Raw genomic sequence first — 16057 nt, 5'->3', positions numbered from 1 at the left:
ACTAAAACTTACTAAGCTTTTTTATAAATTGTCCTTCTTTCATAATTACATCCATATTTTCAACAGATATATTGTGAATATCTAAAAGAGGATTATCTTTAAGAACTATTAAATCAGCAAACTTGCCTTCCTCTAAGGTTCCTGTAATATCATCTATTTTTAACATTTCTGCACCGTTCTTAGTTGCAGCTAATATGACTTCCATTTCTGACAGCCCCGCTTTATTCAATGCGTACATCTCTGTAATGGCATATTTTCCATAGGGAGTCAAGTTGCTACAGAATGAATCTGAGCCTACTGTAATTCGGATACCTTTCTTATTTGCATTTCGTAAATTATCAATTATACGATTTAACTCCTTCTCAGCAGTTGTATTGCCAGGATACTTATCATGAATAGGTCTATAAGGTGGTTCATATACACTAAACCATTCATAGAAAAACTGCAAAGTAGGACAGAAAGTAATATCTTTTTCCTTCATAATATCTAAGCATTCCTCGTTTAATTCTTGCCCATGAATAATGGCAGATACACCAGCTATACATGAGTTTATAGCTCCTTCATATCCTTCAGCATGAGACCATACAGGTAGACCTACCATATTACATTCATCAACTACTGCCTGAATCTCTTCCATAGTATAATGAGCAGCTGCTTTAGTATCATACCGCCAAATTCCTCCTCCTGTAGACCAGATTTTAATAGCATCAGGATTTTCTCGAATTCTTTTTCTAACAGCTTTTCTTAATTCCCAAGGACCATCTACTCTATCTGCCCAAGGATGAGAAGAATTATTTAATTCTAAAGATAAGTTATGAGAGTCTCCATGTCCTGCAGTCCTACAGAAGCCTAGACCAGATGCAATAACTCTAGGGCCAGAAATAATACCTTTTTCAATCATATTCCTAATATGTATACCTGAACGAGAAATTTCTCCAACAGATGTTAATCCATGCTCTAACGCTTCTTTAGCTTGTGCTACGGCAACTATAGTTTTTTGTATATCTGGTTCAAGTACCCAATCTGAATCATCATCACTTAGATTTCCACTAAAATGGAGATGTGCATCTATTAAGCCAGGCATAATTGTTTTGCCAGTTATATCCATCTTTTCTCCGTCAAAATCAGTATCTACAATAGGCCCAGCATACTTAATTTTCTTTCCTTCTACAACAACCATAGAATTTTCTACTACTTCCCCGTTTCCCTTTATCAACAACCCACCAATAAATATGATTTTTTTCATCATATTCCCTCCCTAAACTTTATAATTTCCATATACATTTTAGACCTTTTTCTTCAAATTATCAATGAGTCTTTAATTAGTTTTTAATAACAAAAAGCTTGGTAAGTACTAAAACTTAACAAGCTTTTTTATTTTCTATATTTCTATAATTAAAATTCTTTCTCTCCATCTGGAGTTAACATCCAAACTTTATCCTTAGGCCATTTAAAGAATATCATCCAGATCCAGATTATTGCACCAACGCCTAGATATAATCCTAATCCCTTCCATGCTCCTATGTTTTGACCTAATGTACATAACCAAGCAATTAATAATGCTATAAATAATGCAAACCAACGAAAAGCTTGACCACCTTTTAATTTATAAGGTCTTTCCCACTCAGGATGATACTTAGCCAATCGTATGGAAGAAATCATGGAAATAGCATATGCAACAGCACAGGCAAATGCCATTAATGAGAAGAAATCTTCAAGATAAGACGTAGAACTCATTAATCCAAAAGCAGCTAAACTTAAAACTAATATTAATATATTAGGAAGTATTGGTTGACTATGTTTATTGGTCTTAAAAAATGCCTTAGGCAAGAAGTTTTGTCTTCCCATTGCATACATTAATCTAACTGCAGAAATCCAGAATCCAAGTAAACATGTTCCTATTGGGAATAAAACGCCAACTATACCGAAAAATAATGAATAATAACCCCAACCAAGCTTTTGCATTACCTTAATTGCAACAAATGGTGCGCTTGTGCCTCCTTCAGTAAGAACTTCCCAAGGTCCCATCCCTGCAAGGGCAAAGAAGAAAAACACATATAATGCTCCACAAGTAAGCACAGAACCAAGAATAGCTTTTGACATACTCTTAATTGGGAAGGTACCTTCTTCTACCATCTGAGGTACTGTTTCAAAACCAAAGTATGGTGTTACTAGTAAAGCAGTTCCAATAAGCCATCCTGCCATACCACCTTCTCCAGTTGCACCTCCACCATTCAACGCAGAACGGATAAATGGACTAAAGTTTGAAATACTCCAGTGTCCTGAGAAGAGAAAAAGAAAACCAGTTAGTACTACTCCAATAAGTGATGCAAATAACATAAATGTTTGAATCTTTCCTGCAAGTTCTATTTCCAAAAGGCTAATAATAGTGTATATTACTAGTACTATTATTCCTGTTATAACTATTTGTCCATATGACATGTTTAATTCAAATGCATAGTCAATCCATGAAATAATTCCCATTACAGCTGCAGGTGGAACAGCTATCCATGCAGCCATGATTAACCATGATGACCAAAATCCCGCATGTTTGTTAATCCCAATTGTATTGTATACTAATTCTGCGCCTGTACTTGGCATCATTGCAGAAAGTTCGCAATAGACAAATGCTATTGGCAACACAAACAATGTCATAAGACCAAATGATAAAAATGTAGCTGGTCCTGCGTTTGTAAGAAATACTCCGTCCCAGTATCCAAGAAAAGTTAATATAGCTCCTGTAGCTAGTGCATAAACATAGAGTAAACTTAAACTTCTTTTTAAAACATTTGTATTATCTAATTTTGAATTTGATGATGACATTATTTATTCCCCCTATAAATTAAGTTTTTCATTAAAATACTCATTTACTCCGAGAAATTATTTGCAAAATCTTTCTATTTTGTGTATAATTCATACATAATGCCTCCTGTTATTTAAATACTAGGTTCAGTTGTTTCCTGCAAGAATTACCTGATACCTTTTACTTTAACAGGTGGTATTTCCTTATGTACTATTTATTTTTTATATACAGCTCGCTCTCCACCTATCAATTTTGGCCTTGTGTAAGCACTAGTTAAATGAGCTTCTCCAATTTGTTTGTGAGATAATCTTACAGGTATTGCTACTTCCTTTAAATGCATACCAATAAAAGTATCACCAATATCTAGTCCTGCATGGCCTTTGATTGATTCAACAACTACAGGATTTTTAAATGTAGACATTGCAATTTCACCCATTGATCCTCCAGCTTTAGATTTAGGATAAACTGATACTTTTTCAAGATTATATTGGTTAGCACAGTTTTCTTCTATAACTAATGCCCTATTTAAATGTTCACAGCATTGTATTGCTAAAAATAATTTGTTTTCTTCTATTACAGGTAAAATTCCTTTCATTAAAGCTGTTGCAACCTTAATATTAGAATCTGTGCCGATTCTCTTACCAACAACTTCACTTGTACTGCATCCAATTATAATAATGTTTCCTGGCTTTAGGTGAGCCATATTTATAAGTTCCTTTAGTGATTCGTTGACTGCCCTAGTTATTAAATCATAGTCACCCATAGAATTCTCCTCTCATATATTTGACTAATTGGAGTCTGCAGGCTTGATAAAGCATTGTAATTGATTTGTCACTAAGCTTTTGCTTTATACATGATAAAATCTTCATATCCCACAACAACTCTATAATATCCTTCAAGCATATTGTTTGTCTCATTGTTACCTGTATCAATTAACATGGGACTTCCGAAAATAGTATTTAATTTATTTCTTGATGCAACAACTATGACATTATCTTTCTGAATTTGATTTATCACAGCTGGGCTTAATTGTTGGTTTCCACGGCCGAAGATATATCCTTGTCCCCCAATAATTGTGACAATTATCTTTGCTTTCTTGCCATCTATTATTTTCAATAGTTCTTTTTCTGTTACATCCTTTGCGATGAGTTGCTTTTTATATACTACATCTACACCAAGTAATGTATTATTTAATCCGAGACGCTCCATTATTGAACGAGTGGTAGTACCAGGTCCAATTATGTATATATAGTCATCTAGCATTGTATTTATAATATAATTTGCCATACTAGTTAATGCAGCTTTTTCACCAGCAACCCCACCTGATTTTCTTTTTTGAACAAATTTTTTCTCGAATGGAGCTTTAAGATAGCCATATAATCTTGCTACAACTCTTTCATCACGAAAAGCATCTTCATCAATATCCATGACTTCAACTTCTCTAAGTTCGACTACTTTATCTTGCAGAAAAAGCTTTGCTAACTCACCTGCTCTTTTAGGGTTTTGCCCATAAACAGCAGAATGAATCTTAACACCTGCTGGAATACCAAGTACTGGGATACTCACATTTACTGCATCATAAATATTTCGTGCTGTTCCATCACCGCCTGCAAATAGTATTAAATCTACACCCAATTTCTTCATATCCAGGGCGGCATTTTGAGTATCTTGTGGAGTTGTATTGTTTTGATCTATCAATCCTATAACTGTTGGGTTAAATCCACAATTTCTGGTAACGTTTTCTCCCATCTCACCTGGATAAGTTATTATTTCTATTTGATCTTTTAAAGAAGATAGCTCTTCTAAAGCTTGCTTAGTTCTATTTGATGCTTGTGGTACTGCTCCAAGTTCTCTTGCCTTCATAAGTATTTCTAATCCATCACTTCCTTTAAGACCTACGCTACCTCCCATTCCAGCAACAGGATTTACAATTAATCCTAGTTTTTTCATCGAGAAACTCACCACCTTCTGCAATACTTTTATAATTGTCAGTTGACTTAAATATTTATTTAAGTCAACTGACTTCATATTAGACTATAATTTAATTATCTATGCTTTTTTGTATAAGCTGCCCAAGTAGTTGCCCATTTTTCAGGATCATCTAATGATTCTACATCATTACGTTGGTGTGAGGCTGAATTGTGTGGTGCAGTCTTTATAATTTCAGGATTTGAATAAGCTTCATCTGAAATCCTTTGAAGAACAGCTACATATTCATCTATATCATCTTTAGAATATGTTTCACATGGTTCTAGTGTCATTGGCTCAGGAATTATCCAAGGATGGTGACTTGACCAGAAGCTAGGAACTCCATAATCAACAATTCTTTGGTTAAAATCATCTGAACCAATACCAGTTTCTTCTTGCATTTTCTTAAAGCTGTAACGAATTTGTTCTTGTCTTGTAATGCCATTATTTTGGAATGCACTAGAAATACCACGAATTTGAAGTGCCTTTTTCTCCATGTAATTGTTATTAATTACAGATATATCTGCACATTCACGTAAGCCTTCTGCTCCTAGTGCCATAGTCCAAGCATAAGCTCTTAATATAACACCTGCTACTCCCATGAAATCTCTAACTTTTCCTATTGAATGCTCATCTCCACCGTCTAAATAGTATTTTGAACCATCATATTTTACGAGTGGAACTGGTAAGTATTTAGCTAATTTCTTTGTAGCTCCTAGTGCTCCACAAGCTGGCCCAGAACATCCATGAGGAGCTCCAAATGTCTTATGCACATTAAAATGACACATATCAAATCCTGCTTCTTTTGCTCTTGCTACTCCCAAGAAGGCGTTTGCATTTGCTTGGTCATAGAAGCATAATGCACCTGCTCCGTGAACAAGCTTAACAAATTCATCAACCTTCGGATTAAATATACCAATATCCTCAGGATTAGTCATAAAGATTGCAGCTGTTCTTTCTGATAACGCAGCTTTTAATGCTTCAATATCAGGCATACCATTTTCATCAGGATAAATAGTTATTACTTTAAAACCAGCTGTAGCTGGTGTTGCAGCATCACATGGATGTGAAAATATAGTTGTGATTATTTCATTTCTCTTATCTAATTCACCTTTTTCCTCCCAGTAAGCTCTTACAACAGAAGCTGCTGTAAACACTGCATGGCTTCCACCACCTGGTTGGAATGTAAATTGATCTAGACCTGAAACTTGTTTTACAACGTTTTCAAATTTATAGTATATTTCCAATATTCCCTGTACTGTGTCTTCGCTTTGGCTTGGATGAAGTTCAGCAAAATTTGGTTCAGCTACTAAATCTTCATTAACTCTAGGGTTGTACTTCATAGTACAAGTACCTTCACTAATATCATTGCCTATGTTAGAACCCATAGTTTCTTGTGATAATCTTAAATAATGGGATAGTACATGTTTTTGTGATAGTTCAGGTAATTTAGGTAAATTTTTTCTACGAATACCTGTTGGCAGTTTTCCTGCGACATCACCTACAGATTTAACAATTTCAGAATCTGCTTCTGGAGGAAAAATCCCACGCACATTAGGTGTTGACATTTCAAATATTATAGGTTCATTCCATCTAGCTTGTTGGAATGTTTCTCTTAATCTTACGATACCCATATAAATTCTCCTTTCAAATTATTTATAGTAAACGTCAGTTATGAATTAAGATAATATTTTTTTCAAGGCTGAAATTAATTTATCAATGTCCTCTTTTGTATGGATTTCTGTAATACAATATAAAGCACTTTGTCCTAATTCAGGGAAACTCTTTTCTAGGTTCAAGCCTCCAAATATGCCCATTTCGTTTAATTTTTCATTGATTTCATTTACAGATTTACCTGTTTGATTAAAATCAACGACAAATTCTTTGAAATTAAAACCACTGTGTGCCATTTTTATACCTTTAATCTTTGAAAGCTCTTTCATAGCATAATTTACTCTTTGCATGATGCCTTCTCCAAGCTCTTTCATACCATGAGGTCCCATAAGAGCTAAATAAACTCCTGCTGTAATGCCATATAATGCTGTAGCAGTACCAACAAAGTCTTTAGCTTTTTCTCTTGAAGCATAAGAAGTTCTTTCGTAATATACTTCACCAAAACCATATTCGCCTTCAGTTGTAGTAGTTGTAAGTCCATATAATAGGTTAGGATATTCTGCAACATATTCCTTTTCATCTCTAGATGCAATAAATCCTCCGATTCCGCCACCCCACTGCATATGAATTCCAAGTGGTTGAATTTCTCCACACACAATATCTGCGCCATATTCTGCTGGAGCTTCAAGTACACCTAAAGATGAAGGATCAACACCAACAATAACTTCTGCGTTTACATTATGAACTAGCTTTGATATTTCTGATCCTTGAGTTTCTATAACGCCTAAATAAGTTGGATTTTCGAAATAAACAGCAGCTATTTTATCACTCAATTTTGATTTTAAATCATTTAGATCTATTAAACCTGTTTCTTTGATACTTTTAACCTTTGTAACTTTTACTTCTGGTTTCAAGTAGTTTTTTACAACAGCTAATCTACCCGGACTAATATTTTCCGGTACAATAATTTCTTTTCTCCCAGTTTTTCTAGAAGCCATACGACATGATACTCCTATTGAAGTTGCCCAATCATATGTAGGAGTTCCTGAACAGTCCATGCCCACTAATTCTCCAATCATACTTGCAAATTCAAATAATGCTTGGAATTTACCATGGTCAGAATATGCATCACCTACATATGCTGTTAAAAATTCGTCTCTAGATGCAATAGTGTCGCAAACAGAAGGTACATAATGTTGCCAAGTGCCTCCACCTAGAAAAGATATATTATCCTTGCAATTGCTATTTTTAGCCAATATACCTTCTACATGTTTCCTTAAGGCATATTCAGATTTAATTGGTTTAGGCAAATCCATCTGGCCTTTAAATCGCAGATGATTTGGTATTTCTTTGAAAATATCTTCTACACTAGTCATACCTAATTCGTCTAACATTTGTTTTTTAACATCTGGTTGAGAATTTGCAATATAAGGATGTGAAAATTTGTTACTCATAGTTTACCTCCTCCTTAATTTTCTTGTAATTGTTTTAATAAGACACAAGTCTTTCTAAATGGCTATATTACTACAATCTACCCTCCTTTAGCTATGAATTTTGTATCATATGCCATAATAAATTGCATATATCATGCCTAATTATTCTTAAGGAAAATTATCTTTGATAAATTTCATCTATTTTTCGAAAATATAAAGAAAACGATTTCTTAAAATCCTAGTAAAAGCCAGTTCATATCTATGATAGAAAATTCACAAAAAAAACTTTAAAATATAAATAATAATATTTTTTGCTTAAGTTTTGAAAGTATTGACTAAAATAATATACATATTCATCTGTTTAATGGTTCATTATTTTTCGAATCAGCTATTGTATTTTTATTGCTGTATGCTATAATTCACTTAAACGGTGTATTATATGCAATTTTCATTATTGAATCAGAAGGAGGATATTTATGAACCAATATGGCATATTCTGTAGTTCTGAAATGCAAAAAGTTTATGAACTATCAAAGAAGTTTGCTTCTTTTCCTACAACTGTTTTAATAGAGGGTGAAACAGGAGTTGGTAAAGAAGTCATTGCTAACCTCATTCATAATAGTAGTCCTCGCGCTAATATGCCATTCTTAAAAGTTAATTGTGGCGCAATTCCCGAGTCACTTCTTGATTCTGAGCTTTTTGGCTATGAGCGTGGAGCCTTCACAGGAGCTAATAGTAGAGGCAGTGTAGGCTTATTTGAATCAGCAGATAGAGGCTCTTTGCTACTAGATGAAATTGGTGAACTCTCTCCATTATTACAGGTTAAACTTTTGAGAGTTTTGCAAGAACGTGAAGTAAGGAAGATAGGAAGTAGTTGGTCAAAGCCTATTGATGTAAGAATAATTACATGTACAAACAAAAACTTATGGGATGCTGTCAAATGCGATACTTTTAGGATGGATTTATTCTATAGATTGAGTATAGCAACAGTATCAATTCCCCCATTGCGTCAGAGAAAAGATGATATATTGCCTTTGTTGGAACATTTTTTGCAAGAGTTTAATGAATTATATGGTATGGAAAAATCATTTGATGAAAGTTCATTAAATGTAATTCTCAATCATAAGTTTCCCGGCAACGTTAGAGAACTTAGAAATATTGTGGAAGTATCATATATTACTGCAGAAAAAGATATAATTACTGTTGATGATTTGCCCAAATACCTTGTTGAAGCATTAAATTCATCTTTGAAATTTATTGATTGTGATGTAAGTGAAAATATGCCTTCTTTGCCAAAATTGGTGGAATCATTCGAAAAAGAAATTATATCTAATGCCTTACAGTCAGCTAGCAGCATACGACGTGCTGCTTCTATGCTTGGAATTAGCAATGCGACATTACTACGTAGGATTAAGCTTTATAATCTCGAGGAATTAGCCTACAGTAATAGTTAATGTAATATATTGGTTAATTCTAATATTTTAAATGGAGGGAGGAATTTACATGACCACTAATTATAACAAAGATCAAATATCTCAGTTAATCCATAATAATAATATTAAAACAATTATAGTTTGTGTTAATGATATGTCTAATATTAATCGTTCTAGGTTTGTTTCTATTGAACATTTTATGTCACATGTGATTGATTCTGGTCTAGGTTTATCATCTGCTGCATTTTCTTTTGATACAAAAGGAGAATTAAACGATAAAGTTGGATATGGCTATAGAGGCGGATTTCCAAGTTGGCTTATTAAACCTGATATGTCTACATTCTGTATAATTCCCTATCACCCTAATACAGCAAGGGTTATTGCAGATGTTTATGATCCATCTAGTAAACTTATAGAATTTGCACCACGAAATGTATTAAAAAAGGTAATAGAATTATATGAGAGAGAAGGTATCAAGGTAAAAGGAGCTTTCGAATATGAATTTTTTATATTCAGAAGTAATACAACTGATGGTCTCAATCCGATTTCGAATAGTAAACAATGCTTCTCAGAGGTGCATCAGAAAGAAATTATTGATATTATCGAAGAAATTATGTACAATCTATCTGCCATAGGCGCAGGTCCTGAAATAGCAAATACCGAATATGCTTCAGGACAGTTCGAGATAACAAATTCTCCTTTTTGGGGCGTTGAGATAGCTGATATGGCGTATTATTATAGAACAAGTATAAAAGAAATAGTTCAACAAAAAGATTTAATTGCTTCTTTCATGGCAAAACCAAAGGCTAATCAATGTGGTAGCGGCGCTCACCTACACATATCTCTATATGATAATGAAGGAAACAATCTTTTTGCGGATGATAATGCAGCAGATGGCCTATCAGAAACATGTCACAATTTCATTGGTGGACAAGTCAAGCATGCAAATAGTATGTGTTGCCTAGTTAATCCTACAGTAAATAGTTATAAAAGGTTTGAAGATTATAGATTTGCTCCTACTACAATATCGTGGGGGTATGAACATAGAGGGGCTATGATACGAGTACCTTATAGTAGAAACCAAAATACAAGAATTGAAAATAAACTACCTGGCTCTGATACAGATCCTTATATTACACTAGCTGCAATTTTAGCAGCAGGATTGGATGGTATAAAAAACAAAATAAAGCCTCCTGAACCTTGTAATGGGAATACTACTTATGAAGACATTTATCATAGACTCCCTAACACATTAATAGCTGCATTAAATGAACTAAAAGAAGATACTTTCTTTAAATCTATTTTAGGAGAAGAATTTATTAATAAATATATTCTCCTTAGAGAATGTGAATGGAATAGATACATGAGTCATATTAGTGATTGGGAATTATCTGAATATTTAAATCTAATTTAGTTATAATATACAATTACAATATTTGTTGCACGAAATTCTGCTGATGTGCAACATTTCATTGACTATATTAATCTATTATACAGTGACAAATGTTGTTTTAAAAGGATATTAAGAATGAGATTTGAGAAAAAAGAATAGCAAAAAATTCTGACAAAATTTAAATATTCAAGGAGGATTTTTTTGAACGAAAGACTAAGTTTTCAGCAAAACTTGCTGATAGGCTCATTGTTATTTGGATTATTTTTTGGCGCTGGCAACTTGATTTTTCCAGTACAAATGGGACAAGCAGCTGGAAGTCATATGGTACTAGCCACTATTGGATTTTAATTACAGGTGTAGGATTGCCTATATTGGGAATTGTCGCTTCAGCACTCTCAGAGAGTGAAAACTTACTTGATATGGGAAGGCCAGTTAGTTCAGGATATGCAATTCTATTTACTTGTTTATTATATTTAACGATTGGTCCATTATTTGCTATTCCGCGTACTGCAACGGTTGCATTTGAAGTAGGAATGCGTTCTTTTATTAAAGAAGAACATTTAAAATTGGGATTGTTTATTTTTTCATTCATCTTTTTTGCTTTAACTCTTTATTTTTCACTGCGACCAGGACGGATCTTAGACTTGGTAGGTAAATATCTTACTCCTGTTTTCTTAGTACTTTTATCTATTTTATTAATTGCAACAGATGATAATATGTTAGTCAATCGGAGAAGTATCCTGTTGTTTTATAAATTCGTGACATGCTTTGAGTAATATCTAATAAAAGATATATAAAATAAATATAAGGGAGGTATAAAGGTGCTGTTTATAAAGAAGTACTTTTATACCTCTTTTTCATACATGACAAAACATAAGCCTATCTTATATAATAGTATAAATAACGAACTCTAAAAGCAAATAAATTAATGTCGTTATCCATGAAGATAGTTAACTTAAAGTTTTTGTAAGAAGGGTAAGAGTAAAATGAAAAGAATAAATGAAATTTTTAGTGATTATGAAGCAAGGGGTAACATAAATACGGCCATTGTAGAAGCGGTAGTCTTAAGAAAAAAAACTAAAACCATGGAAATGAAAATCAGCTCTGATAAATATATTGAAATAAGAGAATTTGAACGTTTTAATAAATTTATAAGAGAAAGATTTGCCTTAGAAGATTCTATTGTCACTGTAAAATATGCTAAGGGAACGGATAAAAAGCCTGTAGAGAAGGAACTCAAAAATATAATATTTTCCTTGACAGATAAATATCCTGCCTTAAAAGCAGTGCTGAATAATAGTGAATATGAAGTAGTTGAAGGTACCATAAATTTCAACTTTAAAATTCCGGTATCAGGTTTATTAAAAACCATGAATTATGATAAAAAAATTCATGAGGTTATAAAAAAAATGTACGGAACATCATATAAAATAAATTTCGTAGATAAATTAAGCAGTGAAGAATTAATAAAGCTGCGAGAAGAAACACTTGCATATGAAATGCTGTTTACCCAAGAGGGAGATATTGGAACACCAAGCAATAATGTCCCCAAATTGCCGAAGGAAGCTGGAGAAAATAAACAGGCAATAAAAGCAGAAACCAATGAAAAAAAAGGTGATCCATTCTTAATATTAGGTAGAAGCTCCAAGATTAAGGAACCTATAATAAAAATTACTGATATTATAACGAATGAGGGGAAAATAGCTATAGAGGGTAAAATATCCAATATAGAAGCAAAGGAATTAAGAAGCGGGAAAACATTAATTTCCTTTGATTTATATGATGGCTCAAGCTCTATGACTTGTAAGTCATTCATCAAGCCCGGTGAAGGAGATGAGGTATTATCCAGGCTTAAAAAGGCTAAGGGTATCAGGCTTTCTGGAAATGCAGGCTATAGCAAATTTTCCAGGGAAGTTGAGATTATTGCCAATACTATAGTAGAAACAGAAGGAATGAAGAAGGCTAAGAGACAGGATAAGGCAAAGGTTAAGAGGGTAGAGCTGCACATGCATACACAAATGAGTCAGATGGATGCTATGACCAGTGCTACTGATTTGATTAAAAGAGCCATGAGCTGGGGTATGAAATCCATTGCCATAACGGATCATGGAGTAGTACAAGCCTTTCCTGAGGCCCATAAGCTTTTAGGAAGAGATAATCCTAATATGAAGGTTATATATGGAGTAGAGGCCTATTTGGCACCAGACAAAAAGCCCTCTGTAACAAACCCCAAGGGGCAAAGTATTGATACCACCTATTGTGTACTGGATTTGGAAACTACAGGTTTTTCACCAGTTACTGAAAAAATAACTGAAATAGGAATCATGAAACTTAAAGATGGAAAGGTAATAGATGAATTCAGCTGCTTTGTAAATCCTGAAAAACCTATTCCACCAAGAGTTGTGGAGGTTACCAATATAACCGATGATATGGTAAGGGATGCAGAAACCATAGAGAGGATATTTCCTAAAATGCTGGATTTTATAAAGGGAAGTGTTTTAGTTGCACACAATGCTGAATTTGACATAGGATTTTTAAAACATAATGCAAGGGCACTAGGCTATGATTTCGATTTTACATACCTAGACACCTTGTCCTTAGCACAAGAATTATTTTTTAATTTTAAAACCTATAAATTAGGAAGAATTGCTAAAAACCTTGGCATTAAGGTTGAGGTTGCTCATAGAGCCTTAGATGACGTGGGTACAACTGTTAAGGTGTTTAATATAATGCTTGAAAAGCTAAAGGAAAGAGGAGCGGAATCTCTTGAGGATATAGATAAATATGGTTCTGATGAGGAGGCTAAGAAGGAGGAATATAAAAAGCTTAAAACCTATCATGCAATAATATTTGCAAAGGATTATGTAGGTTTAAAGAATTTATATAAACTAGTATCTTATTCTCATTTAGACTATTTTTATAAAAAACCCCGTATATTAAAGAGTATGTATAAAAAATATTCCGAGGGCTTAATTCTTGGAAGTGCCTGCAGTGAAGGCGAGCTATATCAGGCAATACTCCTAGGAAAATCCGATGAGGAAATTGAATCAATTGCAGAGGAGTACGATTATTTAGAAATACAGCCTCTAGCAAATAATGATTATTTAGTAAGGACAGAGCAGGTACCTAATAGAGAATATCTAAAGGAAATCAATAGAATAATTGTAGCCCTGGGAGAAAAATTAAATAAGCCTGTAGTAGCCACGGGAGATGTTCACTTTATGGATCCTGAGGATGAGATATACAGGCGTATCTTGGAAGCAGGGCAGGGTTTTAAGGATGCAGATAATCAAGCACCTTTATATTTAAGAACCACCGAGGAGATGCTTGAGGAATTCTCTTATTTAGGAGAGGAAAAGGCCTATGAGGTGGTGGTTACAAATACCAATAAGATATCAGATATGTGTCAGCAGATTAGTCCTATTTCACCAGAAAAATGTCCACCCCACATAGATGGCTGTGAGCAGACAATTAAGGATATTGCTTATGGGAAGGCACATGAGCTATACGGAGATCCATTGCCAGAAATTGTTCAGTTAAGACTTGATAAGGAACTGGATTCTATAATAAAAAATGGCTTCTCCGTAATGTACATTATCGCTCAAAAGCTGGTATGGAAATCAAATGAGGATGGCTATCTGGTAGGCTCTAGAGGCTCAGTAGGCTCCTCCTTTGTTGCAAATATGACCGGTATAACAGAAGTTAATTCTCTGCCACCTCATTACAGGTGTCCTAAGTGCAAGTATTCGGACTTTGGGGATTATGGCGTTAAAAACGGCTTTGATTTACCAGATAAGCTGTGTCCGGTTTGTGGGGAAAAGTTGGCTAAGGATGGTATAGACATACCCTTTGAAACTTTTTTAGGATTCAATGGTGATAAGGAGCCGGATATAGATTTAAACTTTTCAGGAGAATATCAGGCGAAGGCCCATAGATATACAGAGGTTATCTTTGGAAAGGGCACAACCTTTAAGGCTGGAACTATAGGTACTATAGCAGAAAAAACAGCCTTCGGCTATGTGAAAAAGTATTTTGAGGAAAAAAATCTTATAGTAAACAAGGCAGAAATCACTAGAATTTCAGCAGGCTGTACAGGTATAAAAAGAACTACAGGGCAGCATCCAGGAGGAATTATAGTAGTGCCAAAGGGCAGGGAAATCTTTGAATTTTGCCCCGTACAGCACCCTGCTGATGATTCAAATTCAGACATTATAACAACACATTTTGACTATCACTCCATTGACCAGAATTTGTTGAAGTTGGATATACTGGGCCACGATGACCCGACAGTCATAAGGATGCTGCAGGATATAACTGGAGTGGATCCTCAAAAGATACCTATGGATGACAAGGAGACCATGTCCATATTTTCATCCACGGAAGCCCTTGGAGTAAAACCTGAACAGATTAATTCCAAGGTAGGAACCTTTGGCATTCCTGAGTTTGGCACTAAGTTTGTAAGAGGAATGCTTTTGGATACAATGCCCACATCCTTCGCAGATTTAATATGTATTTCAGGACTTTCCCATGGTACCGATGTGTGGCTGGGAAATGCTAAGGACTTAATAGATGCGGGAACAGTTACATTAAGTGAGGCAGTATGTACCAGAGATGATATAATGATTTATCTTATTAAAAAGGGTCTGCCTCCAAATACTGCGTTTAAAATCATGGAATTGGTACGTAAAGGAAAGGCTCTAAAGGATCCTGAAAAATGGGGGGAATATGAGGCTTTAATGAGGAAACATGAGGTGCCTGAGTGGTACATAGATTCTTGTAGAAAGATAAAATACATGTTCCCTAAAGCCCATGCTGCAGCCTACGTAATGATGGCCTTCAGAATAGCTTGGTTTAAGGTTCATATACCTAAGGCCTATTACGCAGCATATTTTACTATTAGAGCAAAGGCCTTTGACAGCGAGTTTATGATATTTGGAAAAGAAAAGGTTAAAGAAAAGATGAATGAAATTCAAATGATGGGCAATCAAGTTACCCCTAAGGATAATGATATGTACAATGACTTGGAATTGGTTCTGGAAATGTACGAGAGGGGAATTAAATTCCTGCCTATTGATTTATATAAGTCTCATGCTACCAAATTCCTAGTAGAGGAGGGTGGCTTAAGGCCACCTATAAATAGTATATCCGGCATGGGAACCATTGCAGCAGAAGGTATATTTAGTGCAGCCCAAGAAAAACCCTTCAGCTCCATAGAGGATGTAAGGAAACGTGCCAAGATCGGAAATTCCGGCATAGATTTACTTAAGAAGTTTGGCTGCTTAAAAGGTCTTCCAGAAAGTAATCAAATAAGTTTTTTTGATGCAATCTAATGAGATTTCTATAGGACAAGGGGACGTTTCGAGACCACTGAAAAAATGGTTTCAAAAACTCCCTTTTCCTTACCCTTGTCCTT

At 34.4% G+C, this 16057-nt stretch carries 9 protein-coding genes and 1 pseudogene; 4 read left to right on the top strand and 6 right to left on the bottom strand.

Annotated elements, in window-relative coordinates; genetic code table 11:
- Nucleotide 1: 1 nt before the first annotated feature.
- From ABV008_RS13760 to gcvPA, 6 genes are all read right to left on the bottom strand, one after another.
- Entirely contained in the window at nucleotides 2-1246 is a 1245-nt protein-coding gene (locus ABV008_RS13760; RefSeq protein ID WP_352420409.1) for a metal-dependent hydrolase family protein, read from the bottom strand.
- Between the two features lie 149 nt (nucleotides 1247-1395).
- Nucleotides 1396-2823, bottom strand: coding sequence for an APC family permease (locus ABV008_RS13755; protein WP_352420408.1), 1428 nt, complete (start codon nucleotides 2821-2823; stop codon nucleotides 1396-1398).
- Between the two features lie 194 nt (nucleotides 2824-3017).
- Entirely contained in the window at nucleotides 3018-3566 is a 549-nt protein-coding gene (locus tag ABV008_RS13750; protein ID WP_352420407.1) for a TIGR01440 family protein, read from the bottom strand.
- Nucleotides 3567-3637: 71 nt separating this feature from the next.
- Entirely contained in the window at nucleotides 3638-4753 is a 1116-nt protein-coding gene (locus ABV008_RS13745; protein ID WP_352420406.1) for an ATP-NAD kinase family protein, read from the bottom strand.
- Nucleotides 4754-4848: 95 nt separating this feature from the next.
- Entirely contained in the window at nucleotides 4849-6405 is a 1557-nt protein-coding gene (gene gcvPB, locus ABV008_RS13740; RefSeq protein WP_352420405.1) for an aminomethyl-transferring glycine dehydrogenase subunit GcvPB, read from the bottom strand.
- Nucleotides 6406-6450: 45 nt separating this feature from the next.
- Nucleotides 6451-7839 (bottom strand): aminomethyl-transferring glycine dehydrogenase subunit GcvPA, encoded by a 1389-nt coding sequence (gene gcvPA, locus ABV008_RS13735; protein ID WP_352420404.1) that lies wholly within the window; start codon nucleotides 7837-7839, stop codon nucleotides 6451-6453.
- 455 nt (nucleotides 7840-8294) lie between these two features.
- Between gcvPA and ABV008_RS13730 the strand changes: the two genes are divergently transcribed.
- The 4 genes and pseudogenes from ABV008_RS13730 (at nucleotide 8295) to polC (ending at nucleotide 15974) form a co-directional block, all read left to right on the top strand.
- Complete coding sequence (locus ABV008_RS13730; RefSeq protein ID WP_352420403.1) at nucleotides 8295-9272, top strand: sigma-54 interaction domain-containing protein; 978 nt, start codon at nucleotides 8295-8297, stop codon at nucleotides 9270-9272.
- A 49-nt stretch (nucleotides 9273-9321) separates the two neighbouring features.
- Nucleotides 9322-10665 carry a glutamine synthetase family protein gene (locus ABV008_RS13725; protein ID WP_352420402.1) on the top strand — a complete coding sequence of 448 codons (1344 nt, stop codon included), beginning with the start codon at nucleotides 9322-9324 and terminating at the stop codon, nucleotides 10663-10665.
- Nucleotides 10666-10845: 180 nt separating this feature from the next.
- Nucleotides 10846-11420: pseudogene (locus tag ABV008_RS13720) on the top strand (branched-chain amino acid transport system II carrier protein).
- A 210-nt stretch (nucleotides 11421-11630) separates the two neighbouring features.
- The gene (polC, locus tag ABV008_RS13715) at nucleotides 11631-15974 is read left to right on the top strand and encodes a DNA polymerase III subunit alpha (RefSeq protein WP_352420401.1); all 4344 of its coding nucleotides are present in this window, start codon (nucleotides 11631-11633) and stop codon (nucleotides 15972-15974) included.
- The last annotated feature ends 83 nt before the right edge of the window (nucleotides 15975-16057 follow it).

This window comes from Proteiniborus sp. (assembly GCF_040308045.1).
In the GTDB taxonomy this organism is placed as follows: domain Bacteria; phylum Bacillota; class Clostridia; order Tissierellales; family Proteiniboraceae; genus Proteiniborus.
The sequence above is the reverse complement of the archived record's forward strand: the minus strand, read 5'-3'. Positions and strand labels throughout refer to the sequence as shown.

What these genes read in the sequence shown, in the direction of transcription:
- ABV008_RS13725 (WP_352420402.1), top strand. Translation starts at nt 9,322, where the DNA reads ATGACCACTAATTATAACAAAGATCAAATATCTCAGTTAATCCATAAT.
- gcvPB (WP_352420405.1), bottom strand. Translation starts at nt 6,405, where the DNA reads ATGGGTATCGTAAGATTAAGAGAAACATTCCAACAAGCTAGATGGAAT.
- polC (WP_352420401.1), top strand. Translation starts at nt 11,631, where the DNA reads ATGAAAAGAATAAATGAAATTTTTAGTGATTATGAAGCAAGGGGTAAC.
- ABV008_RS13755 (WP_352420408.1), bottom strand. Translation starts at nt 2,823, where the DNA reads ATGTCATCATCAAATTCAAAATTAGATAATACAAATGTTTTAAAAAGA.
- ABV008_RS13730 (WP_352420403.1), top strand. Translation starts at nt 8,295, where the DNA reads ATGAACCAATATGGCATATTCTGTAGTTCTGAAATGCAAAAAGTTTAT.
- ABV008_RS13760 (WP_352420409.1), bottom strand. Translation starts at nt 1,246, where the DNA reads ATGAAAAAAATCATATTTATTGGTGGGTTGTTGATAAAGGGAAACGGG.
- ABV008_RS13750 (WP_352420407.1), bottom strand. Translation starts at nt 3,566, where the DNA reads ATGGGTGACTATGATTTAATAACTAGGGCAGTCAACGAATCACTAAAG.
- ABV008_RS13745 (WP_352420406.1), bottom strand. Translation starts at nt 4,753, where the DNA reads ATGAAAAAACTAGGATTAATTGTAAATCCTGTTGCTGGAATGGGAGGT.
- gcvPA (WP_352420404.1), bottom strand. Translation starts at nt 7,839, where the DNA reads ATGAGTAACAAATTTTCACATCCTTATATTGCAAATTCTCAACCAGAT.